This window comes from Thalassotalea ganghwensis (assembly GCF_053485795.1).
Genome location: NZ_JBQRUM010000003.1, coordinates 230,980 through 254,696, shown reverse-complemented (window position 1 = coordinate 254,696; position 23,717 = coordinate 230,980). Strand labels below are relative to the sequence as shown.

Sequence of the window (23,717 nt, the reverse complement as noted above, 5' to 3'; positions counted from 1 at the left end):
TTATGAGCACGATTGAAAAAGCTCTGGCAAAGCAAAAACAAAAACAAGCAGAAATGGCTTTGGAAGTAGAGCAAGTGCCTGAATCGGAGGGTGGTCATCAAGAGCTGGTAAGCCAGCAACCCAAAGCACAGGACAATACATTAGAGCCTAGAGAGCAAGTTCCATCCTCTTTTACCAAAAAACAGCTTCTAAATCTTGACACTATAGATTTAGAGCAACGCGGCTATTTAATAGATAACGGAGCTCGCAAGAGCATCAAGGATGAATTTAGGCAAATAAAACGAAAGTTACTCAATAACGCGTTCGGCAAGGGTGCTCGAACTTTAAAAAACCCAAACTTAATCATGGTTAGTAGCTCTAAACCAAATGAAGGAAAAACTTTTGTTTCAATCAACCTCGCCTTAAGTATCGCATTAGAGCAAGATAAAACAGTATTATTAGTGGATGCTGATGTTTTAAGACCTAGCATCAATCGAGAGCTAGGTGTTGAAACCAAAGACGGTTTAATTGAATATTTATTAGGTGAAAAGCAAGATATTAGAGATATTTTGTATAGTACCAATATCGATAAACTTAAGCTGATTCCCGCTGGTGAGCCACATCATTTATCGAATGAGTTATTAGCGAGTGATAGAATGGCATCACTGGCTGCTGAGCTAGCAACACGTTACCCTGATCGAATAGTCATATTTGATTGTCCACCACTGATTGGCGTTACGGAAACCCTAGTACTTGCTAACCTAATGGGGCAAGCCTTAGTGGTAGTGGAAGAGTCAAAATCAAAGCTAGCAGACGTTCAAGCAGCGACTGCTGCATTGAATGAAGATATGGCTGTTGGTTTAATCATGAATAAAGCAATCAGATCTCACAAGGATATGTATGGCTATTACGGCTATGGATACGGTGCGAACTAGCACAATAGCAATAACATCGCTGTTATTGATTTCATCCAATGTAAGTGCTGGTGATTGGCAATTTACACCCTCGATATTACTGGATGAGGTTTATACTGATAATGTTAGTCGCCTTGAATCAAATAAGCAGTCAGCTCTAGTCAACCAATTAAGTGTAGACTTAGACGCTGGTTATGCTTCTCAGAACCTAAACTTTTCATTAAATTCTAGCAGTACTTATGCCAGTTATAGCCATGACCACGATATAGATAATGACTATCATTCTTTACGGTCTGAACTCAGTTATCTACTTTGGCCAAATGGTATAGCATTTGAGACTAATGCCTCGGTTGCAAATGTTTCTCGAAATGGCGCACGTAATGCGTTGGCAGACTTAGTTAGCGCAGATACAACTCAAATATTCACCATTAATAGTGGTTTAATGTACCGAGTTAACAATAGCGATTTTTTTTTCGATGGTAGTGTAAATTATACCGAAACACAAAGTGATGACGATATAGGTGAGCGAAATGGTATCAATGCCGTACTAGCGTCAAGTAGTGGTTCAGGAGCAAGAAGCGTTTTCTGGGATATTTCAGGAAGATTACAAGATTTATCCAATAATGGTGTTGACCGCGAGTTTTACAATATTGAAGTCAAACTAGGCCTGATCACAGATTATAAACTAAACCCTTTTCTACGCTATTATGATGAAGACAACCAAGGGGGCTTTGCAGCTCAAGCAAGCCTAGAATCAAACGCTTATGGTATAGGGTTAAGATGGCTAATCACTCCAAGATTTTACCTTGATCTTTCGTATAATAAGCCAATTGATGATGGTCAAACAGATCTTGAAGGCAATGCTTTAGATAGCTATGCCGATGTAGCAATAGGCTGGCAGCCGACCATTAGAACCAAGCTTCAAGCTGGTTACTCTCAACGGTTTTATGGTGATAGCTATCGGTTTAATTTTACGCATAAAAACCGCAGATTAGCCAATACCATTACCTATAATGAGACGGTACAAGCATTTACACGAAATAATTTTGAACAAGTACTTTTGGGCAATTATTATTGTCCTATTACCGAATCAACTTCCTTCGATGGATGCTATTTAACGAATGATAGCAATATTGATTTGGATAACTTTCGATTGGTCCGCATCAATGACTTTAACCTCGTAGAGGATCAAGATTATTCATTAAATAAAACCTTAAATTGGAGCTCAACACTTGCTTTACCAAGAACAACTTTTACCTTGTCTCTTGGAGGAAATGAAAGAGAAAGTTTAACTACACGGCTAAAAAATTCTAATAAAAATGCAAGCTTCCAAGCTAATAGAAAATTATCTCCTAATTCATCTGTTAACCTTTCCGCCACTTGGACAAGAACAAAGTTTGAAGGAAATAATAACTCGTTTCGTCAAGATGATTACAAACAATTTCAACTAGAATATCAACGAAAGCTAAACGAAGAGCTTTCGACAAAGGTTACACTTAGCCATTTAACGAGAAAGTCAGAACAGCTTTTATTTACTTATGACGAAAATAGATTGACGCTTAGCGTATCTAAAGGTTTTTAATTCTATGTATGAAACTTACTATGGCTTTAAAGAAAAGCCCTTTCAACTAAGCCCTGACCCTCGGTTTTTCTTTGCTTCCTCTCACCATCAAAGAGCGATGTCATACCTGCAATATGGTCTTGATCAAGGTGAAGGCTTTATCGTTGTTACCGGTCCGATAGGTACAGGAAAAACCACCATTGCGAGAAACTTATTAAATAATATCTCTGACAATAGTATCGTAGCAGCGCAGTTGGTCACCACAAAATTGAGCCCAACCGAGCTTTTAGAGCTGGTTGTCTCTGAGTTTAATATAAAAGCAAAAGGTGATAGTAAAGCCGACTTATTACAGGCTATAGAAGAGTTTTTAATTCATTTGAACCAGCAAGGAAAGCGCGCCTTATTAATTGTTGATGAAGCACAAAACTTACCATCTGAAACCGTCGAAGAATTGAGAATGCTGTCTAACTTTCAGCTAGATAATAAGCCCTTGATTCAAAGCTTTTTATTGGGCCAAGAAGAACTAAAACCCATTATTCAAGCCCCTGATATGGAGCAGTTTAGACAACGTATTATCGCCTCTGCCCACCTAAAACCATTATCGGTTGAAGAAGTAAAGGAATATATTAATCATCGCGTTCAACAAGCTGGGTGTAAAAAAGAAACATTGTTTAGTGAAGAAGCGTTTAGTCTCATTCATGACAAGACGCTCGGCGTTCCTCGTAAGATTAATATATTTGTCGACCGCATCCTATTGTTTGGGTTTCTCGAAGAACTTGAACAAATAGATGGTGAAGCCATTAATACCGTTGCAGAAGAAATGGAAGTTGAATTAACTGGCTCTTTATCCAACGAGCAACAACAATCAACCGAACATCAAGTGGTTGTTAATTCTTCAGAAAAAGTAGAGCATATTAAAGATGTCTTGAGAGAAGTAGAGGAAATCCTTGAAACTTCAATTAAGCAAAAAATAAAAATGGCCCGATATGTTGATAAGTTACTCAAACATAAAAGCCGATTATATGCCGAGAAAAATACTGATCTAGACTAGCTCCTTTCGTTTCATATCAAATTATTGACAGCAACCTTAGCAACGGTTGCTGTCTGCTACCTCTACTCTACGTTAATAGATAAGCTGTATTTTTCAATTAAAGAATACAATGTTGGTCTAGTCACACCAAGAAGTTCTGCGGTTTTTGACATATTGCCATCCGCAAGCGCGTATGCTTTCTGGATAGCTAAAGACTCCGCTTCCTCACGAACTTGCCGCAAGTTTAACGATAACTCTAAGCTCTGGTCTACATGGTCAAAAAAGCCTAAATCCATAGCGGTCACTTGAGTACCTATCGCCATGATCACTGAGCTTTTAACTTTATTTTGTAGCTCGCGAATATTACCTGGCCAGCGGTGATTTTTTATTGCACTTAATGCATCATCAGAAAACCCTTTAATATTTCGTTTATAATCCGCTGCATATCGTTGTAAAAAATATTGAGCGAGAATTAACACATCCTCATCTCTATCTCTTAGCGGCGGAATATTTAGGGTTATTTCGCTCACTCGATAAAATAAATCTTCCCGAAACGTTTTTTCAGCAACCATTTCTTCAAGGTTTTGGTTAGTTGCACAAACTACGCGAACATCAACAGAAATTTCTTGTCGACCGCCCAAACGTTCAATTTTCTTCTCCTGTAAGAACCTTAGCAACTTTGCTTGCAAATTAAATGGCATATCACCAATTTCATCAAGGAATAAGGTTCCCCCTTCAGCACATTCTATTTTACCTTTAGTCGTTCTATGGGCGCCAGTAAAGGCACCTTTTTCAAACCCAAATAGCTCACTTTCTAATAAGTTTTCTGGAATAGACGCGCAATTTATGGCAATAAAAGGCTTTTTCTTACGATCACTCGCTAAATGTACTGCATTAGCGGTCACTTCTTTACCAGTGCCACTCTCCCCCAACAGCAAGGCGGTAATTTCTGTTGGTGCAATTCGCTTAACCATAGTACGTAAGCGCTCGATTGATTCACTATTGCCAATAATACCAATGTCACTACCAGCGACGGCACGCATTTTACGGTTTTCTTCTTCTAAAGTAGCCATTGCAAACGCGCGAGATACAATAACATTAATAACATCTGAATCGATTGGCTTTTGATAGAAGTCATACGCGCCAGCGGCAATTGCTTTTAGAGCGTTTGTTCTATCATCATTACCAGTTATTACTATCACTTTTGTATGAGGGGCGATAGATAGGATTTCTTCGAGTGCAGCTAACCCTTCTGACGCATTGGTTTCGTCAGGGGGTAAGCCCAAATCTAAGGTAACGACTTTAGGTTCAAAACGACGAACCGCTGCGATAGCGCTTTCCCTATCGGCAGCTAGCACCGCATCATAATCAGATAAACTCCACTTAAGTTGCTTTTGAATGCCCTTGTCATCATCAATGATCAACAACTTTTCCATTGTACGCCCTTTATGTTAAATGCTTATTTGTTTTAGCCGAAAACTGGCTTAATTGGCAACTCGATATGAAACGTTGTGCCTTTATTAATTTCACTTTGAACTGTTAAAATACCAGCATTGCTTTCAATAAACTGTCTTGCTTCATAAACTCCAATTCCCATACCGGCATTACCTTTAGTGGTATCAAAAGGTTTAAACAGCCGCTGTCTAATAAAGTCAGCAGTCATACCGCAACCATTATCACTAATCTCTATAATAATGTCTTTATCTTCTTGTACAAGTGATACTTTTACCCAACCATCATCTGCAGTCGCTTCTTGCGCATTCTGAATCAGATGATTAAGTACCGAATGTAGGGTCTCTTCATCAATCGCTAGTTCACAATGCTCTGCTTTAACAATTTCGACGCTTGGTCGATTAATATTTCTTTGCGTAACGACTTTCTCTATAACACCTTCTATTGCAACCACGGAAGATTTAGATTGTGCTGCTTGTTTGTTACGTAATTGGGATAACACTTTCTCCAAACGCTCTGTAGCTGATTCTACTGTTTCAAAGACATCGTCAATAAATGCGGGATTATCACGATGCTTTTCTGCGTTTTTATTGATTAAGGCTAATTGTGCCTGAATATTTTTTAAGTCATGAACTAAGAAAGCAGACATGCGATTAAATGCATCAAACTGCTTAGATTCAGCTAATTTATCGTTAGCTTCGTGCAAAGAAATAAAGTTACCTAACTGCTTAGAAATGGCAAAAAATAGGTCTCTGTCCTCCCAATTTAGGCGTTTAATCTCCTTGTTTTGCCCTAAGATAAAAAAACCATAAAACGCTTTACCGATAAAGATAGGGATAACAAAACGAATACTATGGCTAAAACATAACTCAACATCAATATTAAGGTCTTCATATAAGCTTGGCGTACGCTGATATTCTTTAATATCAATAATCCAGCCCTTTTCCTTACAGAAACGACTAAACATCGATAATTGCGTTTTAATCGCTTTATCGACGTCAACCCCCTCATTGTATAGGGTGTTAAAGTTATTATCCGTGACTTTTTTAATCAGTGCGCCATGATGGGTGTGTAGTGACGACATCATGATCTGAGTTGCCATCTGATAGTAATTGTCCGCACGGCTCGTTTCTATTTTTTCAAGCAAACTTAACCATTCATCACGATATTCATATTTATTGGCAAAAAAGTTTTTAGCGATAAATACTTTAACTTTGCGACGCAAAGATTCTGTAATGAGAAGCACGGCTAAGACAATGCCACTCAAAATTAAAAAACCAACACTAACAAAGCCACCCCACTGGCCACCCAAATAGTTAATCACATAACCTGCAAACGCCATTACCAGCAAATACAAGCCGGCAATCATTAGCATAGAGCTATAGAACACCACATGACGAGAAACAAATATTCGAACAGAGCCATTGCGAATACGTCGAGTGCTGACCAGCAATAGAGGTAAAATGAAGACAGCAATAAACCCTCGGCTATACCAAAAATCAAAATCAATTGCCTTAACCATTGTAGCCTGAGCATAAAGCACAAAATCAAATACTGACATGCTTGCCAATGCAATGATTAAAGGCCATATAGCCCAGCGAACTTGCTCAGTAGCACTGCGAAACAATTGCTCTAACAAGACTAATGTCCATAAGTTAAGCGCAATAAACAGCAAGAATAGGTTGTCATAAGCATAACCTTGATAAAATGTCGCGTACCAACTTGCCGCCATTAGGGCAGTCCATATAACGAGATATCGTCTAATAAATGAATTTTTTATCAATGATTTAAATGAGCGAAACTCAACATTGCACAACAATACTAAAATGGCCCAACTGGCAATTCTAATGCCGTCAACTAACATGACATACATTAGGCTAAATCCCAATTGAATTTGTGCAGACGCTAGTCCATAGGAAAATGTTGAAATCAATGCACAAAAAAGAATCCACTTGGCAAGAATCGTTTTATTTCGTGCAGCAAAAATTAAAAACGAAAAAGATAGAAAGCCAAGTGCGGCTAAAAGGTATCCAAAAATCCCTACTGAAAACATGATGGTAAGTCGATAATCTTTTGATATTATTCACTTTCTCATGTAAGGGCAGCCACGTCAACAATGACTTTCGACTAAAGTCTTATCAAACTTGTTCTGGCTCTTGTTCTGGATAGGACTTAGATCATAATAGAATCGTTCAGGTTTTGAATTTTAAGGGACAGTTACACGACTAGTTTTGCGGCTGCCGCTCTTCATCATCGTGTGAGCGACTTAGTGCCTTCTTTAAAAGGTGAGGAAGTAATAATCGCATAGGCATTCTTAAATAATGCCCTCTAATGTACAAAATGAAATGACAACTAAGGTTACTTAGTGAATTGTCTAATCGAATTGGGGTCAGTAACGCTTTTGAAAAAACCGCTATCATAAACTTCTTTTTCATAGGGTTAATTTTTATGCCGTTGAGCTGATGTTTTACATCAGAAGTGAGCACCAAATTAAAATGTTGAGATAGTAGCTCTAAAGTAAAAAGCACTAGAACTTCAACACCTACCTGTTTAGACCTTGCTATTAACCTCAACAGAAAGTCTTCTTCTATATCACTATATTCTAAAATCAACAAATGTATATCGGTAAGATCTCGAAAGCCTTTTATAAACTCACTTTCCATCATTAAATGCACAATACAATGCAATGTTAACTCAACTGGCGAGAGGCTTTTATTCTCTTCGTTTACCGCATTTTTTATATCACTCTCATCAAACGAATAACGAGCTGTTAAAGGTAAGAGGTTGTGATGCAAGTCAATTGTAGAACCTCTCGTTTGATGGGTTAACGGCGGAATTTCATGCATCCATTGGCGATAGTAACGCTGGTCATAATCACTTAACTTACCTGGTTTCCAACCATGCCAGTGAAGAATCTGTTCAACTTTGTCAATATGTTGCTTTTCAACGTAAAGATCGATATCTGAAAACACTCGCCCTTTACTTACCATCAAATCATTATTTAAATAAGCTGTGCCTTTTAAATAACATGGCTTTACATTAGCCATTTTTAGGGCTTTTTCGATTTTCTCCATTTCAATAAAGATATCTTTCTTGTGCGCTTGAAAATAAAGCTCTGCAGAAGAGAAGTGCCAACGTAGCGAAGATGGAATAAAATTAGCTAGATTCTTACTTTTTAATAATGCATAAAGACGTGCAACAAAATAATGCCCATAGCATTCATGCACTAATTGACTCCATTGAACCAAAGAATACTTTTTAACGCTTTCTATATTGTTATAGGTATTCAATAACATTAACTAAGGCTCTCAAGTAGCAACTGCTCGAACTGAGTAATAGCATGTTGTAAATCACCATCATAGACAAAATTATAACAATCAGCGCCGTCTAATCCTTTAGCTAACGCATCAAATCCCAGCTTCCCTAAAATCGGGTAATTAAACGATTGATTGGCCAATTCTAAAAATGCCCGAGGTTTAGTGACCGGCTCTAATGTTTCTTGAGTACCCTCTTTATACTTTGGAAAGATAACATACCTAATGTCAGCACTGTCATCAAATCGTTCAATGCTGTCTCGCGGTGGTTGAAAATGAGATACCGTCCCTTTTACCGTATCTTTTACAGTATGAGAGCTAAATGTTTGAGGCGCTGCTTCTTTGATAATATCAATTGAACGGTTCTTTAAACTAATGGGCCGCGGATTTGACAAGACTTGGCTGGAACTTAAATCAATTAAGGTTAATTCATCAGAAAGTAAACGCCAGCCACCAAGTAAAACTAACGCGGCACATAATGTACTTTTACCCGCTCCTGGCATACCGGGCATGACAATGGCAACACCATTTTTTTCAACCACTGCCGCATGAATAATTAAGCAATGATGAAAGTGTTGGCTAACACACCAGTTAAGACCCCACTCGACTAAAGGTAGCGTTTGTGCTTTCGGTAAAGATAGAAATGGCGTCAAGCCACTCATCTTAAAATCTACTTTAGGTCGCCAGTAACGCCTTAACCTAGAAGGGGAAGTTACCGACACATTAAAATCAATGACATCATCGTCATTTATTAAATTGGCGAATTGATAAAGATGAAACAAATCACTGGTGAAGGGGCTGCCTTTATCAAGTTTAATCTTGCTAGTAAATCGCCCCGTCTTAAAGGCAATACCCTGATCAGTCACCTGATGGTTAAATTGTGCTAAGCCAAGTTCACTAAGTGTCACTTATTATTCCATGCAAATGATATTGGCATCCATCAGTTTATCTAAGGCGTCAGAAAAACGTTCCTTGTCTATATCAAACGCTTGACTAAACGCTTGATAGAGCTGTTCGATAGAAAATTTATTGCCAATATGGAGTTGTTCAGATAAGTGTTCAAAGATAAAGAAAAGCTCACCAGAGAGCAAGTAGGTCATCTTATCTTTTTCGACTAAGACAACCATTTGCTCTTGATGACGATATTGACAAATTTCGGTATTGATTGAGAGATATGACAACGCTATAAACTATAAGCTGATGTTATTCTGCCAAACTTGAGAACCGCTTCCATCAGCCATACCGACAAAAAATGAAGCATATTCAGTCGTGCTTAATATTGCTGAATCACCAATAGTCACGCCGTTTCTCATGTATCGATAGCTAGCATTAGCTGTAGTACTTAGCGAAAATGCCGAGCGTCGTGGTTGCAGATGAGTTAATTCATATAGTAAATATAAACCAATAACATCGGTTGGTGAAATGTAATTTATCATCCAAGGATCAGGCTTAGCACCACCTCCGCCACCGGCAATAAACGCAGCATTTAAGTAGCTAGCCGCCGCGTGTGAGGTAATATCTTTGGCCGAGTTTTTTCCCTGTATCATACCATCAAGAACTTGCTCAAAAGAAAAGCCAATACCACTTGAATAATCGATATTATCAACGATTGCTCCGTTCTCGACGCGACAAATAACACATCCTGACATTTTACTCGTTGAAAAAATGGATGAAAACGGTGTGCTTGGTGAAACACCTGTCATGTTCCAAGCAGAATTCGTGATCTGACCACTGTTATTTTTCCAGTTACCTGGGCTCCAACCATTACAGGCTGCTGAATCGAAAGTTTCAATAGAGGTACCCACAGTTGCTGACATAAAGCCAGAAATAGAACATGTACCAGCGAAAGTAGGTCGATTCGCTAATAGAAGTAGCGCTGGAGACGATTTTAATAACCTACGACGCGTATTGCTGCGCGACGCTGGAGAAGAATCCTGCTTATCCATTTCACGTTGTTGTGAATTATTACTTTCCATTAAAACTACCTCAAATGCTTCTTTTGCTACGACTGTGGCTTGGTAAAAACGATTATAGCACCAAAATGCAATAACTGTTCCAAAATGCCAACCCCTTAATCTAGTTAACTTTGTAAAGCGTCTATAAAGGGGATGCTCTCTAAGTTGTAAAATTTATCGACACTTCTTTGTACAATTATATCACTTTATCGATTATTTTGAATCCTTCGTAAAAATTAACGTAAGCATAGGTACCAATAAAAAACTTGATAATGCTGAAACAATTAATCCAGAAATAATCACTACCCCAAGAGGTTGCCATAGGCTGCCCGCAAACAATGTTAACGGTAATAACCCACCAACTGTGGTAATTGTGGTTAATAATATTGGTGTGAAGCGAATAGCACTTGCGGTCATGACCGCATCCAGTTTTTCAAAACCCACTTTCATGTTTAAGTTGGCGGTATCGATTAATATTATTGCGTTGTTAACAACAATGCCAAATAAACTAATCAAGCCGATAAACGCCATCATCGAAAAAGATAAGTTAAAAATATACAACCCTAATACTGATCCTGCGATCGCAAACGGAATCGAAGTAAATATAATTAAAGGCTGCAAAAACGATTTAAACTGCAATACGAGTACAGCGAATATACCAACAGCAGTGATGATCATTATTTGTGATAATCCAGCAAATGACTCCTGACGTGATTCTTCTTCACCGCCCAAGACATAATACATGCCGTTCGGCATTGGATAACTATCTAAATATTCAACAATTTCAGTGGTTAACTCATTTATCGAATAACCTTTGGCAACATCCGCTGAGACTTTTGCCATTCTCAATTTTTGATAGTGTGAGAAACTCGCATCACCTTTGGTGAGTTTTTTATCAACGATATGGCTCAAAGGAATGGGCTGGCCAGCCTCATTATGAAGAGTGATATCATCTAGCCCTTCTAACGTTGGCATTTTACTGCGCACTAAAATTGGATAACTTTCACCGTTACTGTCTTTAAAGTGACCAACGTTAGTTCCTGATAATAATGTCTGTAATGTGAGGTCAAGTTGACGAATGTCAACTTTGGTTAATCCAGCCTTATCATAATCAATGGCGATGGTTAGCTCAGTATTAGGCTCACCAATAGGGTTATCTATATTAACAACACCTGCTAATTGGTGATACTTAGTTGCTAAATCTTTTGCTACTTTTTCTAAATCGCTGAGTGACTCACTTAACAACCTGACCGTTATGGGTTTATCGGTAACCGGCCCTTGGGTAAACTCTTTGACATTGATTTTAGCCTCTGGCCAATGTTGGTATTGCTGACGCAGATTATCAACTAACTGTTGTTGTTGATGTTCATTAAACTCCGTTAACACCACAAGTACTTGACCAAAGTTAGTTAAACCGCGTTTTGGAATTTCATTGTAGTAAATTCTTGGATTAGAATTACCGACATTTAAAGCGACTTTACTTACCAGCGAATGCTGCTTAACAGCTTGAGCAACAGCGTCCATAACACTTTTTGTGTGCATTAATGTTGAGTTTGGCGGCGTTTCAACGTCGATAAGCAACATTGGTTTTTCAGCTTTTGGAAATAAACTAACACCAACTTGCGGTAACAAAGACAATAACCCTAATAAAAAGATGATCGCAACCACAATGACGAGAAATTTTACTCGTAACAATTTATGCAAAGCTGGCGCGTAATATTTTTCAGCAAATACACTAACATAATGCTGTAACATCTTAATATTAGATGGCTTTTTGGTGAAAAATCGACTGGCCAGCATTGGCGTCAAGGTTAACGCAATAATCAAGGATGCCAATAAAACCAACACCACAGTGATCGGCATCGAACGAACAAAATCCCCCGTATTACTGGCTAACATCAACATAGGTAAAAATGCCAACATGGTGGTTACAGTGCCACTGGTGATTGCCATACCAACTCTACTCGCACCAGAAATAGCGGCATCTTTTAAGGCTGGGAATCGTTGTCGTTCACGGTGAATACTTTCCGTGACAACAATGGCATTATCAACAAGTAAACCTAGAGCGATTATCAAGCCAACGATCGACATTTGCTGTAAACCAAAGCCTAAGAAATCCAACCAGCCCATGGCGATTAAAAAGGACAACGGAACCGCAGTGATGACCACAATAGATTCACGTAAGCCTAAAAACGCTAACGCGACTAAACCGACAATAATTAACCCTTGCCATAGATTGACAAAAAAACCATTAACTCGACTCTCTACACTGTCGGCTTGTTTAAACAGTGTTTCCATTTTAATGGTATCAGGTAGTGTCTTTTGAAAGCGTTTTAGTTCTGCATCGATACTATTAGTTAAATCAAAAATATTGGTGCCCGCTCTTTGTTGCGCGGTGATAAAAATAACGGGCTTATCATTGTAGTATGCTAAGTAATTGGGTTTCTGATCACCAAACTCGATTGTTGCCACATCTTTTAAACGCAAAGCAAAATCTTGGTTAGATTGAATGATCGTTTCCTCTAATTGGGCGAAATTAGTAAAATTACCGCTACCTTTTACATTAAATCGGCGAGTGCTTGCATCAACAAAACCTGGCGTTATGTTTAATGATCGCCCTTCTAACACTTTGCTTATTTGAGCAATGGAAATATTGTGATGCTTTAGTAGAGATAAGTTGAGGTTAATCGCCACGACTTGTTGCGGATACCCCCAAATATCTGCTTTTTGCACGCCAGATAAAGCTTCAAGCCTTTTTTCGAGCTGCTTGGCATAAAACTCCATGACCTTATAGTTTGCTGGCTCATTCCAAAGCGCTATTTGAGTAATCGCGACACTTGTCGGTGTTGCTTTTAATACCAGTAAATCTTGTACCCCTTTAGGGAGCTTATGTTCAATTGAAGCAATCGCGTTTTTGACTTCATTGTAGGAAGCGACCGGATCTACACCATATAAAAAAGTGACTTCAATTTTGACACCATCATTATTTATCGTAGCTTCTACTTTTTTTATGTTTTCAATGATTTCTAATTCTTTCTCAATTTCATCAACAACTAGGGTTTCAATATCTGAAGGTGAAGCACCTGGGTAAATAACTTCAATGATGGTGATCGGTAAATCAAATTGTGGGTCTTCAGAGCGCGGCATGGTGAAATACGATACCAACCCCACAAGAACCATGAGAACAACAATTGTAATAGTGAACTGGGCATTATTAACCGAGAGCTTAGGTAGATTCATAGTAACTACTTACCTAACTGTATATGCTGCCAACCTTGCGTAATGATGCGCAGAGAGTTTGACGAGTCATCGGCGAGTAAAAAAATAAAATCATTGGTCATTTTATAAATATCAAATGCTTGATGTTTTATTTCACTACCTTGCTGCACTAAAAGTACCGCTTGCCCTTGGTCATTTACTGAAACCAGCGATGAAAAAGGTACTTTGTAAACCAGATTATCATTGGTGAAATCAATAACCACCTTGGCTAGTTGCCCGGCGATAACCCCACCTCGTCCAATCAAATTGGGAATGAGTACATCAATCGTAAATAAATGACCGTCGGTATTGGCTATTGCTGGTATTCTATTCACTCGCCCTTCAATGACACCAATATTATCAAGGGTAACTCTTACTTTTTGTCCTATTCTCGCCTGGCTAACTTCCGCTCCAGTCAGCGCAACTTTTATTACCAGGTTATTATCAAGCTCGGCAACTTTTAACGCTTCAACTCCGGGTGACTGTAATTCACCTAACTCAGTTTGTCTTGCCAGCACAACACCATTAAATGGTGCTTTAATCTGCGCCTTTTCTAAATTGTATGAAGCTATTCTAAACTCAGCTCTGGTTGTTTCTACGTTTGTTCTTGCCGCATCGAGATCCTGCTTCGAGCTTAACGAACTCGCCAAGAGCTTTTTGACTCGATTTACCTCACGTTTAGCTTGTAGTAATTTTGCGTACGTTGCATTTTTCTTTTCGATCAGCTCTTCGGTATCAAGCGAGGCGAGTATTTGGTCTTTATTAAAACTATCACCTTCATCAACTGACAACTGAGTTAAGTAACCTACGCTTTTAAATGACAAACTTACCGTTCTTTTAAAGTCAAGACGACCCGTTCGTTCAATTGAGTCCAAAAACGGTTCAGCAACAATCTGCTCAGCAGTAAAATTTTGTTGGCCAAAGGCAACAGATGACCAAGTGAAAAGAGATAACGTGAGTAGTATTTTATAAAAGTGCATAAGTAAGGTTTCTTTCGTACCCAAGTAATTGTTTTTACTATAGTGGATACTTTAGTCTTGCGATAACCTAATGTACACCTTTTTCCCGTTCAGTTAACAAAAGTAAGCCGTAAATATTGACCAAAAAGTATACTGAGCATTATTAAAATTATTCCTGCATCCTAGGGTCTGTTGATCTTTGTTTACTTTTTCTTCAATTGGCAAATTTTGATAGTAGCAAAGCAGTGTGAGGGACGTTTGGTTATTCCAAATGAGCAAATGCTAATGCCGCTAGTATTAATAATTGCCATTGCCCCTTTCGTTAAGGTCTTAGGGCTGAAGCTAAATTTTTAAACAAAGATCAACAGACCCTAGACAAAGTCGATAAGACACTTTAAGATCGCCGCGCTTGCAGAAGACTATTGAAAGTCCCTTTGCCGTAAGCGCTTAATGTAGATTTAACCACCCGTAGCTCAGCTGGATAGAGCGCACCCCTCCGGAGGGTGAGGCCGCAGGTTCGACTCCTGCCGGGTGGGCCATAAAAATTTTGCAACTAGTATGCTTATAACAGAATAAACAGCGGTTCACTTGTTTAGACATCTAACTTCACATACATTAGTGCTTCACTATTAACGCCATAATTATTATGAATAAACCTCTTCCTCAAAATCACTTATGCACCCTGACGCTTTTAGGTAACTTAGTCGCTAAACCTGACATACGCTATCAAGCCAATCCGGTAGTACCAATAGCTGAGTTTGTTATTGCAACCCATACCGAATGGTTTGACAAAACCACTCAGCAAAAAAAGCAATGGACCAGTTATCACACGATAAAAATGATAGGTGATGTGGTTGAGCGTACCTTGTTGTATGCCGAGAAAGGAGATGTAGTTTTAATTCAAGGTCATCTCGTCAATAGTAAGAAGTCTCATCGCCAGATAGTTCACGCCACCTACGCGCACACCTATCCTAAAGGGTACACACATTCTATCAATCAATTGCAGTGCAGTGGTAAGCTAGTTAGCGACATAAAACTTGTCACTACACAAAGCAATAAGTTGCTAGCAGAGTTTTTATTAGCTATAGATTACTATGTGTATTCGCCGATCACTCATGAACTTAGAAGGATAGAATTGGAGCGACCAGTGCATTGTTGGGGCAGTCTCGCGAGCTACATACATGAGCACGGTCGAATCGGACAAGAAATAATAGTTGACGGAAAACTAAGCTATCTCAATAATGAAAGTAAATCGCAACTAATTGAATCAAAGCAGATTATTTTACAAAAATCTTAATGAATAGCCTAACAACTGGCTTTATGAGCCACATTAGCCCCTCTATCATTTGGCTCGTCAGTAAAGCGAGTCTGTTGCTAGTGCTATTATTTTGTTCAGAGTGTTTTGCTCAAAGTCAGTTGCAGCCAATTATCGAATTAAGTCAGGCGAATGTTGATAGTAAGCAGTGGCTCAATACTATCGCTACTCGAAAAAGAGACCAACATTTTTATTTATATAGTAAAAATGGTCATATAACCGAGCTCGAAAGCGATAACGCGTTAAAGCAGTCATTATTAGTAGTTCCTGACTTTTACCCAGAGATGATCTCGCTTCAAGCGCTCGCATTGCATCCCAATTTTGCGCTAAGCCAGCAACAAGGCTACCAAACCTTCTATACCGCGCATATTGAGCCACAAGCTCCTCAATTGCGTCATAGTCGACTAACCGACAAAACCTTAAATAGTGAATTTCGGAATGATATCGTCATTGTAGAATGGCAATTAAGCTCAGCGAATGCTTCTCGTGTTGATGACAGCAAAAAAAGGGAAGTTATTCGAATAGCTACCAATCGTGATGACAATGTCGTCCATCAAATCGGTTTTAATCCTTATATTAAGTCCTGGCATGAGAATTTTGGTTTCTTATTCATTGCTTTATCCAGCGAAGGTAATAGCTCCTCACCATTACATTCGGGGGCAATATTACGAATAAACCCCAAGCCATTTGGTTTGCGCCAATACACCGCTCCCAATAGTAACCCATTTATTGGTGATGAAAATCTAACGGATGAGATGCTAGCTTTTGGCCTTGGAGATGTTACTTCAATACATTGGCTTAAGCGTCATCAACACCAATTATTAGTCAGTCATACAAAACAAAGCCAACAGATTAGTCGAGTAAATTTTGGTGACAATTTGCTCGAAACAACGCCGAAATCATCCTACGCTCTGCCATCAGATGAACAGCTAAATAGTAAAGCGATATTGATTTACCGAGGCAGCCAGTTCAAGGATTTGCGCAACAAATTACTGTTGTTTATCAAAAAAACAAACACTTGGTATGTTAAAGCGTTAAATAGTCAAGCACTGACGACCACTGACGATGTCGATTATTTATCTACAATCGCAGCTAATTTGTCAGAGCCATTTACTGTATTCACCGACCCTCATGATGAATTATTGTTACTTAACCAAAAAGATAAGATCATTTATCAGTTCAATCAAACTGCATCGACGAAGCAAGCAACGTCCGCTGACAAGCGGAGCACAGCAGTTGAAGTCAAAAGTGATAATAGGCCAATCGTTATCACTAGTGCAGTGTTAATAATCTTGGCCTTGACTGCTGTATTCCTAGTCCGTAAGCGTTCACGATTCTCCACTGTTAACGGTTTTTTAAATAAAAACTATGTCAAAGCTGAACTAGATGAGAGCACAGAAACGTTATTGCTCTTTCATCGACATGAAACTAAGCCTTCGTGTAAGATAAAACTTGCTGATATCAAAACCTTTAGTTTGTTACTTAATGATCGCAAGCTACTCAGCATAGAGAAAGACAATAGCGGTTACGATATCGAAAAAGAAAAACAGCTACACACTCAACTGAATGCTGAAAAACGCATCAAAATGATTGATGAACGTGTTAGAAAACTCGAATTGTTTATCGAAGCCATTGATGGGATAACGGCCATTATCGAGTTATACTTGCGCCAAGGAAATCATCGTTTTACCAAGTTAAAATTTGGAAATGTCATTGATGAGATCACTAACTGGTTATGGATAGTCGGACAAACAATTGCTCCACAGCATACCAAGCAACGCCCCATCAAAGCACCAATACCACCAATTCCAACCGTTACTCGTCAGGAAAAGCCATCCAAGTCGCCGAGCAATGATGTAAAACCCAATAATACGGTTGCTTCATCACAGCCAGCTAAAGCAGAAAAGTTAGAAGACAACAATATTAAACTTACAGATACACGCCTGATCGATGCACTCGATAAACTGGCAAAACTCAAAGCTCAAGGATTTTTAACTGAGCAAGAATTTGATCTAGCCAAAGCAAGGGTGTTAAGAGATCTCAGTCTGCACAATGAGTAGTTCTTATAAATCAATTATAAGCACAACGATTTTAGCGCTTATATTACTCTGTTTACCTATCGCGCTTTCACAGATGTTCGATCAAAGTACTATTGATCGTTTTGTCAGTGCTTACACACCTCAAACTTTAAATGAAATAGTCTTTTTTCTAATTGTTTTTAGTCTACTAGGGACTCTTGGACTGCCAAGACAAGTCACTGCGTTTACCTTTGGCTACCTTTTTGGTGTAATTAGCGGGACAATCACTGCGACCATCATCGCATCAATCGCGTTAAGCTTAACCTATTTATTGTCACGTTTTTTTTGTCGACCGATGGTAAAATCACGCTTTCCCGTTGCCTTAACCAAAATACAGCACTTTTTCGAACATGATATCTTTCTTAAGGCGGTTATCATTAGGTTAATACCAGCCGGCTCTAATTTTTTTACCAATGTTTTAGCGGGCAGTGCCAAAGCACCTTTCTTACTATATTTATCCGGCAGTGCCTTGGGGTTTATTCCACAAATGGCCTTGTTTTGCTTGTTAGGGGCTGGCATCAGAGTCGGTGACGACACGCAACTGATAATAACCATCGGCTTGATACTAACGTCAGGAGCTTTAATTGGTTACTTAATTAAAAAAACCGGTTATCGCTTACCGATCATTCGCAAGTAAACAAAGATAAACAGACCCTAGTTCACATTAAAGATTTAACTAACCTTAGGTTTGCATAAGATATAGGCGTTGGTGATGCCTTTCTTATACAGCGCTGAGGGTAACGAAATTAATCAGTGCTCTTTACAATCGGTTTTAATTAAATTCGTGGGGAATGCGTATGGGAATAATGACGTTAATTGACCGCAATAAAAAACGCACGTTACTTTGAGTTTAACGTGCGTTTTTTATTGCTCAGGTTAAATTTTATCAATTAAAGCTGCGTTAAATACTCAACTAAATTAATATAATCTTGCATAAAGTTTTCTTTATCTAAGCCACTATTTACAATGCGATATTTACCGTTTACTACAACTGCTGGGACACCCGTTATACCGCCAGTTTTAGAAAGCGTATCTTGAAAGTCTTTCATTTGATTAGCTTGTGCGACAACGTCTTCACTATCGATCAACGCATCAAATTTATCGCCATCAACACCCGCTAACACAACAATATTTCGCACATCTTTTACCGAGGTAATCGTTGCACGCGAAATATGAATATAGTTAAAGATTGCTTCTTTGACTTTTTCTTTCGCATCTAATTTTTCAGCAACAATTAACGTGCGAGTTAATAGTTGTTGCATTTTAGGGGAAGCACCACGAAGAAAATCAACATGGTTCTGCACTAAGGTTATCCCTTCTGGTAACTTTGGCTCTATGGCTTGCACAAATCCTTCAAAACGATAACAGTGAGGGCAATAAAACGAAAAATACTCTCTCACTTCATTCTTGACTGCAGACTTACCTTCAACAACGACATAGTGAGTACCTTCTTGGTAATCCTTTGCTAACCCCAAAAAGGGCAACATAATCAAACAAAAAGCAGTGAATAACTTCTTCAACATTGAACAACTTCCTTTAAAAATTCTGATTAAGTGATAGTGGCGGTTGTTGTAGCGCACTTAATTGCTCTTTGAGCATTAAAATTTGCTGTTCCCAGTATTTCTCGGTATTAAACCAAGGAAAATTATGTGGGAACGCAGGATCTTGCCAGCGGTTACATAGCCACGCCATATAATTAATTACCCGCATACTACGTAAAGATTCTATTAAGGCAAGCTCTTTTGTGTCAAATGAACAAAACTCTTCATACCCCAACAACAAGGTATCGAGTTGCAGTAATTGTTGGTCACGCTCTCCAGAGAGCATCATCCATAAATCTTGGACTGCAGGTGCCATACGACAATCATCTAAATCAACGAAGTGAGGCCCTTCATCTCGCCACAAAATATTACCGGCATGACAGTCCCCATGAACTCTGATCATTTTCTGCGGCTGATAATGTTGTTGTGCTAATTCAACAACTTGTTCAAGTATCGTGAAAAACGCCGTGCTAATTACTTGCGGAACAAAACCACAGGCTTTAATGGTTTGCGCACCCTCTATTAAAAACGACTGCACATCGACACTCGGGCGACAGTTAAACGCTTTCTTACTCGATACTGCATGAATACGCCCAATAAAACGTCCCATCCACTCAAGTTGATCTAGATTATCAACCTCAAATATCCGGCCTCCTTGGCAAGGAAAAAGCGCAAATAAAAATCCTTGATGAGAAAATAACGACTCCCCTGCTAATTTTAATGGGGCAACTATCGGCAATTCTTGATCAAATAATTCAAAAGCAAACTCATGCTCTTCTCTAATTTGCGCTTCACTCCACCGCTTTGGCCGATAAAATTTGGTGACATACTTTTTGCCAAATTGATCGGTAAATTGATAAACCCTATTTTCATAGCTATTAAGCGCTAACAAGCCACTTTCTGGGTAAATGCCGACACTTTCTATGCCATCTAAAATACAATCAGGTGATAGGGTACTAAAATCAAAAGTAGCCATTAGCGCTTATTAAAGAAACGGCTTTCGTGTTCAACAACCACCTCTTCCTCATCAGAGATCAACTCTATTACAAAGGTTATATCTGTCATATATCCATCAAGATAATAGGGGTCCACCGTAATGCTAATTGGCAGAGTATAAACATTGGCAGCCTTTACAAATACTTCTTGTTCACCATTCCAGATGGTGTTTTCAATACCTTTTACCGACAACCGGTAACGGTTATCGTTTTGCGATTTGTTGAGAATTTTTAAGGTGTATACATTCTCTATCTCACCATTAAAATTCTCTTTTGCGAGCTCTGTTCTATCACGAATAATATCCATTGCTACTGGTTTACGATGTAGAATTTCCACTACCAACAAGCTACACATAATAAGTAATACAGCGGCATAACCAATGAGCTTAGGTCTAATGATATGAACTTTACGTCCTTCCAAATCATGCTCAGTGGTGTAGCGAATTAAGCCTTTAGGGTAGTTCATCCGCTCCATTACCCCATCACAAGCATCTACGCAGGCACCACAATTAATACATTCATATTGCAAGCCATTTCGGATATCGATACCTGTTGGGCATACCTGTACACAGAGGTTACAATCGATACAGTCACCTAATCCTAATGCTTTAGGATCTTGTTTACGAGAACGAGGTCCTCTATTTTCTCCCCGATGGTAATCATAAGTTACCGTCAAGGTATCTTTATCAAACATCGCTGATTGAAAACGTGCATATGGACACATATGCAAACACATCACTTCCCGCATCCAACCGGCATTGCCGTAAGTACAAAAAGCAAAAAATGCGACCACCGCCACGACAGCGAACGAGGCATTAAAAGTAAAAAAGTTAATAAAGAGTTCTGAGATCGGGGTGAAATAACCGACAAAGGTTAAAGAAGTTAACAGGGCAAAAAATCCCCAGCAAAAATGCTTTAATGACTTTCGCCAAAACTTGTTAACATCCATTTTCTGGCTATCAAGCTTCTTACGTTGGTTAGCCGTCCCTTCAATTTTTTCTTCAAACCAAATAAAGATAAATGTCCATACGGTTTGTGGACACAAATAACCACACCATACACGCCCCAAAAACGTGGTAACGAAAAACAGCAAAAAGGCACCAATAATAAATAGCCAAGCTAACAGCGTTAGGTCTTGAGGCCACAATGTTAACCCCCATAGGGTAAACCTTTGATCGGCAATATCGAGCAGAATAGCTTGATTTCCATTGTATTGCAGCCAAGGTAATAAAGCGAACAAGGCAAGAAAAACAAAGTTCATTTTTTGCCTAAGCTGTTGGAAAAATCCCGTAACTTTACGGACATAGATTTGATCACGAGGTTTATAATGCTCAACCTGATTAGGTTGATGTATTTTTATGTTCTTGACGGGTATGCGAGTGCTTTTATTGACGTGTTTTTCTTCTGATTTCACCGTAAATCCTTGAATATACTATGGCGTATATAACAAAATGTTGGTGTAAAAAATTGTGGCAAACGACTCTATTTCAAATATTTTATTGAAAAGCATTCATTGTTTGCCGAAAATTGATTACTCTATAAAAACAACCACATTATACAGCAGACTATGAAGAATTTATTGATCTTAATCGTCGCTTTTGCGATTTTTTTGCATTTTTATCCGCAACCAAAACTGGAAGCATGGTATATCGAGCAAAAGCATATGATTTTAGAAATATTCGGGGACGCTACCGATACTAAAGTACGTCTGCGTACCGAAAAGATATATGAAGATTTAGAACCTAAATTTGCACAATTTAGCAAAAAAGAAATCACCTACTTAAAAGAAATCACAGCGGAAAGAAAGTCTGTGGTGGCGTTTTATAACAATTATTGCGAAACCAATAAAGGCAACCCTAGGCTCCATATCAACAACAAAAAGTTGGTCTGTGATACCGTTGGTAAATATCGCCATTTGTTCTAGTGATTAAACGTTTAACTCGCTTGGTTTAGCTAATTAAACTCAAGCGATTGAGACTTTAAAGGGGCTGTTCAGCCCCTTTTTTATTGAGATAATCGCGATAACAATGCGATAAAGTTTTCCTGGCCTTGTTGCTCCAATGCGTGTTGTCGGTTTTGTACTACCCATTCGCCATTAACCATCACATCCGTGATGATACTATCTTGCGAAGCAAATAATAAACTATCAAGTAAGTATTTATCTTGATGAGCAAAACATGCCATTTTTTTCGCATCTAGAACTAAAAGATCAGCTTGCTTGCCAACGGCTAACTCTCCGACATTAGCATTAGTACTTTGTGCGCCTATTTTTGCGGCATGTCGCCACAAATGATAACCCACTGACGGGCTTTCTTGAGATGTTAAAATAGCACGTTGCTGTTTAACTAAGCGCTGGGCATATTCAAGCCAGCGTAACTCTTCAACAGGGTTCACCGAAATATGACTATCTGATCCGATCGCTAAGCTCCCTCCTTCGGATAAAAACGCCGTCGTTGGGAAAATACCGTCCCCTAAATTCGCTTCGGTGGTGGGGCAGATTCCTGCTATCGCTTTATGGGCAATAATACCTTTTCGCTCCTGCTCATTAATGTGAGTTGCATGAATTAGACACCAATGTGGATCCAATTCACAATTGTCTAATAGCCATTGCACAGGTCTTTGCTGATAATGCGCTAAGCAGTCATTAACTTCTTTTTGCTGCTCAGCAATATGAATATGGATTGGGGCTTTATTATCTAACTGGCGCACGTGCTCTACAGCAGCGTGCAGTGAAGCTTTATCTACCGCTCTTAGTGAATGAGGAGCAATACCTACATTACTATTTGGGTAATCAGCCGTAAGTTGATGACATTCAGTCACCAAGCGGTTGAACTGTTCAACACTATTAATAAAGCGCTTTTGCCCCTCCGTTGGGGGCTGAAGACCAAAGCCACTGTATTGATACAATACTGGTAAAAGCGTTAGGCCAATACCACTCGTTTGCGCTGCGGTAAAAATTGCTTTGGCCATCGTAGCCAAATCTTGATATGGCGAACCATCAACATCATGATGCAAGTAGTGAAATTCTGCAACCCGTGTATAGCCAGCTTTCAACATTTCAATATAAAGTTGTGTAGCAATCACCTTGGCATCTTCTGCGGTTAGCTTGGCGAGGAATTGATACATAATCTTACGCCATGTCCAAAAGCTATCGTTACCATCACTACCTTGCTCACTAAAACCAGCAAATGCTCTTTGGAAAGCATGAGAATGGCAATTAACCATGCCAGGTATAACAATATCAACGGCGTGCGCATCAGAAGCCCTATCAGAAGAAATCGCTGTGATCACACCTTGCTCAATAGTGATGGTTTGGTCATCAGCCCAGCCATCGGCTAAGAGTATTTTTTTCGCAAATAATTTCAT

Annotated in this window: 19 protein-coding genes and 1 tRNA gene; 8 read left to right on the top strand and 12 right to left on the bottom strand. The window is 38.9% G+C overall.

Annotation, left to right across the window (positions count from 1 at the left end; genetic code table 11):
• Positions 1-2 precede the first annotated feature (2 nt).
• The 3 genes from ACSLUH_RS04660 to ACSLUH_RS04650 are packed head-to-tail and all read left to right on the top strand — an operon-like array spanning position 3 to position 3,505.
• Complete coding sequence (locus ACSLUH_RS04660; protein WP_448565099.1) at positions 3-914, top strand: XrtA-associated tyrosine autokinase; 912 nt, start codon at positions 3-5, stop codon at positions 912-914.
• The gene (locus ACSLUH_RS04655) at positions 880-2,475 is read left to right on the top strand and encodes a TIGR03016 family PEP-CTERM system-associated outer membrane protein (protein WP_448565097.1); all 1,596 of its coding nucleotides are present in this window, start codon (positions 880-882) and stop codon (positions 2,473-2,475) included. The genes ACSLUH_RS04660 and ACSLUH_RS04655 overlap by 35 nt, the downstream gene beginning before the upstream one ends.
• A 4-nt stretch (positions 2,476-2,479) precedes the next feature.
• Complete coding sequence (locus ACSLUH_RS04650) at positions 2,480-3,505, top strand: XrtA/PEP-CTERM system-associated ATPase (protein ID WP_448565095.1); 1,026 nt, start codon at positions 2,480-2,482, stop codon at positions 3,503-3,505.
• Positions 3,506-3,567: 62 nt separating this feature from the next.
• Here the strand turns inward: ACSLUH_RS04650 and prsR are convergent, their stop codons facing one another.
• The 8 genes from prsR to ACSLUH_RS04610 all read right to left on the bottom strand — a co-directional run bounded on the left by prsR (position 3,568) and on the right by ACSLUH_RS04610 (position 14,443).
• Positions 3,568-4,920, bottom strand: a complete 1,353-nt coding sequence (prsR, locus tag ACSLUH_RS04645) for a PEP-CTERM-box response regulator transcription factor (protein WP_448565093.1) — start codon at positions 4,918-4,920, stop codon at positions 3,568-3,570.
• Positions 4,921-4,952: 32 nt separating this feature from the next.
• Positions 4,953-6,989 (bottom strand): XrtA/PEP-CTERM system histidine kinase PrsK, encoded by a 2,037-nt coding sequence (prsK, locus tag ACSLUH_RS04640; RefSeq protein WP_448565091.1) that lies wholly within the window; start codon positions 6,987-6,989, stop codon positions 4,953-4,955.
• Positions 6,990-7,161: 172 nt separating this feature from the next.
• Positions 7,162-8,232: a nucleotidyltransferase family protein gene (locus ACSLUH_RS04635; protein ID WP_448565089.1), complete on the bottom strand. Its 1,071-nt coding sequence runs from the start codon at positions 8,230-8,232 to the stop codon at positions 7,162-7,164.
• Complete coding sequence (locus tag ACSLUH_RS04630; protein ID WP_448565087.1) at positions 8,232-9,158, bottom strand: HprK-related kinase A; 927 nt, start codon at positions 9,156-9,158, stop codon at positions 8,232-8,234. Before ACSLUH_RS04630 ends, ACSLUH_RS04635 begins: the two co-directional genes overlap by 1 nt.
• Positions 9,159-9,161: 3 nt before the next feature.
• Positions 9,162-9,431 (bottom strand): hypothetical protein, encoded by a 270-nt coding sequence (locus ACSLUH_RS04625; RefSeq protein ID WP_448565085.1) that lies wholly within the window; start codon positions 9,429-9,431, stop codon positions 9,162-9,164.
• 9 nt (positions 9,432-9,440) lie between these two features.
• Positions 9,441-10,226, bottom strand: coding sequence for a hypothetical protein (locus ACSLUH_RS04620; protein ID WP_448565083.1), 786 nt, complete (start codon positions 10,224-10,226; stop codon positions 9,441-9,443).
• Positions 10,227-10,418: 192 nt separating this feature from the next.
• Complete coding sequence (locus ACSLUH_RS04615; protein ID WP_448565081.1) at positions 10,419-13,445, bottom strand: efflux RND transporter permease subunit; 3,027 nt, start codon at positions 13,443-13,445, stop codon at positions 10,419-10,421.
• 5 nt (positions 13,446-13,450) lie between these two features.
• Positions 13,451-14,443, bottom strand: coding sequence for an efflux RND transporter periplasmic adaptor subunit (locus ACSLUH_RS04610; protein WP_448565079.1), 993 nt, complete (start codon positions 14,441-14,443; stop codon positions 13,451-13,453).
• Positions 14,444-14,884: 441 nt separating this feature from the next.
• Here ACSLUH_RS04610 and ACSLUH_RS04605 point away from each other — a divergent pair.
• From ACSLUH_RS04605 to ACSLUH_RS04590, 4 genes are all read left to right on the top strand, one after another.
• Positions 14,885-14,961, top strand: a tRNA-Arg gene (locus ACSLUH_RS04605).
• A gap of 107 nt (positions 14,962-15,068) precedes the next feature.
• Positions 15,069-15,719 carry a single-stranded DNA-binding protein gene (locus ACSLUH_RS04600; protein ID WP_448565077.1) on the top strand — a complete coding sequence of 217 codons (651 nt, stop codon included), beginning with the start codon at positions 15,069-15,071 and terminating at the stop codon, positions 15,717-15,719.
• Entirely contained in the window at positions 15,719-17,797 is a 2,079-nt protein-coding gene (locus ACSLUH_RS04595; RefSeq protein ID WP_448565075.1) for an SHOCT domain-containing protein, read from the top strand. The genes ACSLUH_RS04600 and ACSLUH_RS04595 overlap by 1 nt, the downstream gene beginning before the upstream one ends.
• Positions 17,790-18,452, top strand: coding sequence for a TVP38/TMEM64 family protein (locus ACSLUH_RS04590; protein ID WP_448565073.1), 663 nt, complete (start codon positions 17,790-17,792; stop codon positions 18,450-18,452). The genes ACSLUH_RS04595 and ACSLUH_RS04590 overlap by 8 nt, the downstream gene beginning before the upstream one ends.
• A 253-nt stretch (positions 18,453-18,705) precedes the next feature.
• On the opposite strand, the gene ACSLUH_RS04585 is transcribed toward ACSLUH_RS04590, so the two are convergent.
• From ACSLUH_RS04585 to ccoG, 3 genes are read right to left on the bottom strand one after another with little or no spacing between them, the layout of a single operon-like run.
• The gene (locus ACSLUH_RS04585) at positions 18,706-19,338 is read right to left on the bottom strand and encodes a thiol:disulfide interchange protein DsbA/DsbL (RefSeq protein ID WP_448565071.1); all 633 of its coding nucleotides are present in this window, start codon (positions 19,336-19,338) and stop codon (positions 18,706-18,708) included.
• Positions 19,339-19,351: 13 nt separating this feature from the next.
• Entirely contained in the window at positions 19,352-20,332 is a 981-nt protein-coding gene (locus tag ACSLUH_RS04580) for a serine/threonine protein kinase (protein ID WP_448565069.1), read from the bottom strand.
• Positions 20,332-21,765, bottom strand: a complete 1,434-nt coding sequence (gene ccoG, locus ACSLUH_RS04575) for a cytochrome c oxidase accessory protein CcoG (RefSeq protein ID WP_448565067.1) — start codon at positions 21,763-21,765, stop codon at positions 20,332-20,334. The genes ACSLUH_RS04580 and ccoG overlap by 1 nt, the downstream gene beginning before the upstream one ends.
• A 153-nt stretch (positions 21,766-21,918) precedes the next feature.
• Between ccoG and ACSLUH_RS04570 the strand changes: the two genes are divergently transcribed.
• Complete coding sequence (locus ACSLUH_RS04570; RefSeq protein WP_448565065.1) at positions 21,919-22,275, top strand: hypothetical protein; 357 nt, start codon at positions 21,919-21,921, stop codon at positions 22,273-22,275.
• 80 nt (positions 22,276-22,355) lie between these two features.
• Here ACSLUH_RS04570 and ACSLUH_RS04565 read toward each other — a convergent pair whose 3' ends face one another.
• A complete protein-coding gene (locus tag ACSLUH_RS04565) occupies positions 22,356-23,717 on the bottom strand; it encodes a formimidoylglutamate deiminase (protein WP_448565063.1) in 1,362 nt (453 codons plus the stop codon).

Excerpts from the sequence above, each read along its gene's own strand:
- ACSLUH_RS04660 (WP_448565099.1), top strand. The coding sequence starts at position 3 with ATGAGCACGATTGAAAAAGCTCTGGCAAAGCAAAAACAAAAACAAGCA.
- ACSLUH_RS04655 (WP_448565097.1), top strand. The coding sequence starts at position 880 with ATGGCTATTACGGCTATGGATACGGTGCGAACTAGCACAATAGCAATA.
- ACSLUH_RS04650 (WP_448565095.1), top strand. The coding sequence starts at position 2,480 with ATGTATGAAACTTACTATGGCTTTAAAGAAAAGCCCTTTCAACTAAGC.
- prsR (WP_448565093.1), bottom strand. The coding sequence starts at position 4,920 with ATGGAAAAGTTGTTGATCATTGATGATGACAAGGGCATTCAAAAGCAA.
- prsK (WP_448565091.1), bottom strand. The coding sequence starts at position 6,989 with ATGTTTTCAGTAGGGATTTTTGGATACCTTTTAGCCGCACTTGGCTTT.
- ACSLUH_RS04635 (WP_448565089.1), bottom strand. The coding sequence starts at position 8,232 with ATGTTATTGAATACCTATAACAATATAGAAAGCGTTAAAAAGTATTCT.
- ACSLUH_RS04620 (WP_448565083.1), bottom strand. The coding sequence starts at position 10,226 with ATGGAAAGTAATAATTCACAACAACGTGAAATGGATAAGCAGGATTCT.
- ACSLUH_RS04615 (WP_448565081.1), bottom strand. The coding sequence starts at position 13,445 with ATGAATCTACCTAAGCTCTCGGTTAATAATGCCCAGTTCACTATTACA.
- ACSLUH_RS04610 (WP_448565079.1), bottom strand. The coding sequence starts at position 14,443 with ATGCACTTTTATAAAATACTACTCACGTTATCTCTTTTCACTTGGTCA.
- ACSLUH_RS04600 (WP_448565077.1), top strand. The coding sequence starts at position 15,069 with ATGAATAAACCTCTTCCTCAAAATCACTTATGCACCCTGACGCTTTTA.
- ACSLUH_RS04595 (WP_448565075.1), top strand. The coding sequence starts at position 15,719 with ATGAATAGCCTAACAACTGGCTTTATGAGCCACATTAGCCCCTCTATC.
- ACSLUH_RS04590 (WP_448565073.1), top strand. The coding sequence starts at position 17,790 with ATGAGTAGTTCTTATAAATCAATTATAAGCACAACGATTTTAGCGCTT.
- ACSLUH_RS04585 (WP_448565071.1), bottom strand. The coding sequence starts at position 19,338 with ATGTTGAAGAAGTTATTCACTGCTTTTTGTTTGATTATGTTGCCCTTT.
- ACSLUH_RS04580 (WP_448565069.1), bottom strand. The coding sequence starts at position 20,332 with ATGGCTACTTTTGATTTTAGTACCCTATCACCTGATTGTATTTTAGAT.
- ACSLUH_RS04570 (WP_448565065.1), top strand. The coding sequence starts at position 21,919 with ATGAAGAATTTATTGATCTTAATCGTCGCTTTTGCGATTTTTTTGCAT.
- ACSLUH_RS04565 (WP_448565063.1), bottom strand. The coding sequence starts at position 23,717 with ATGAAATTATTTGCGAAAAAAATACTCTTAGCCGATGGCTGGGCTGAT.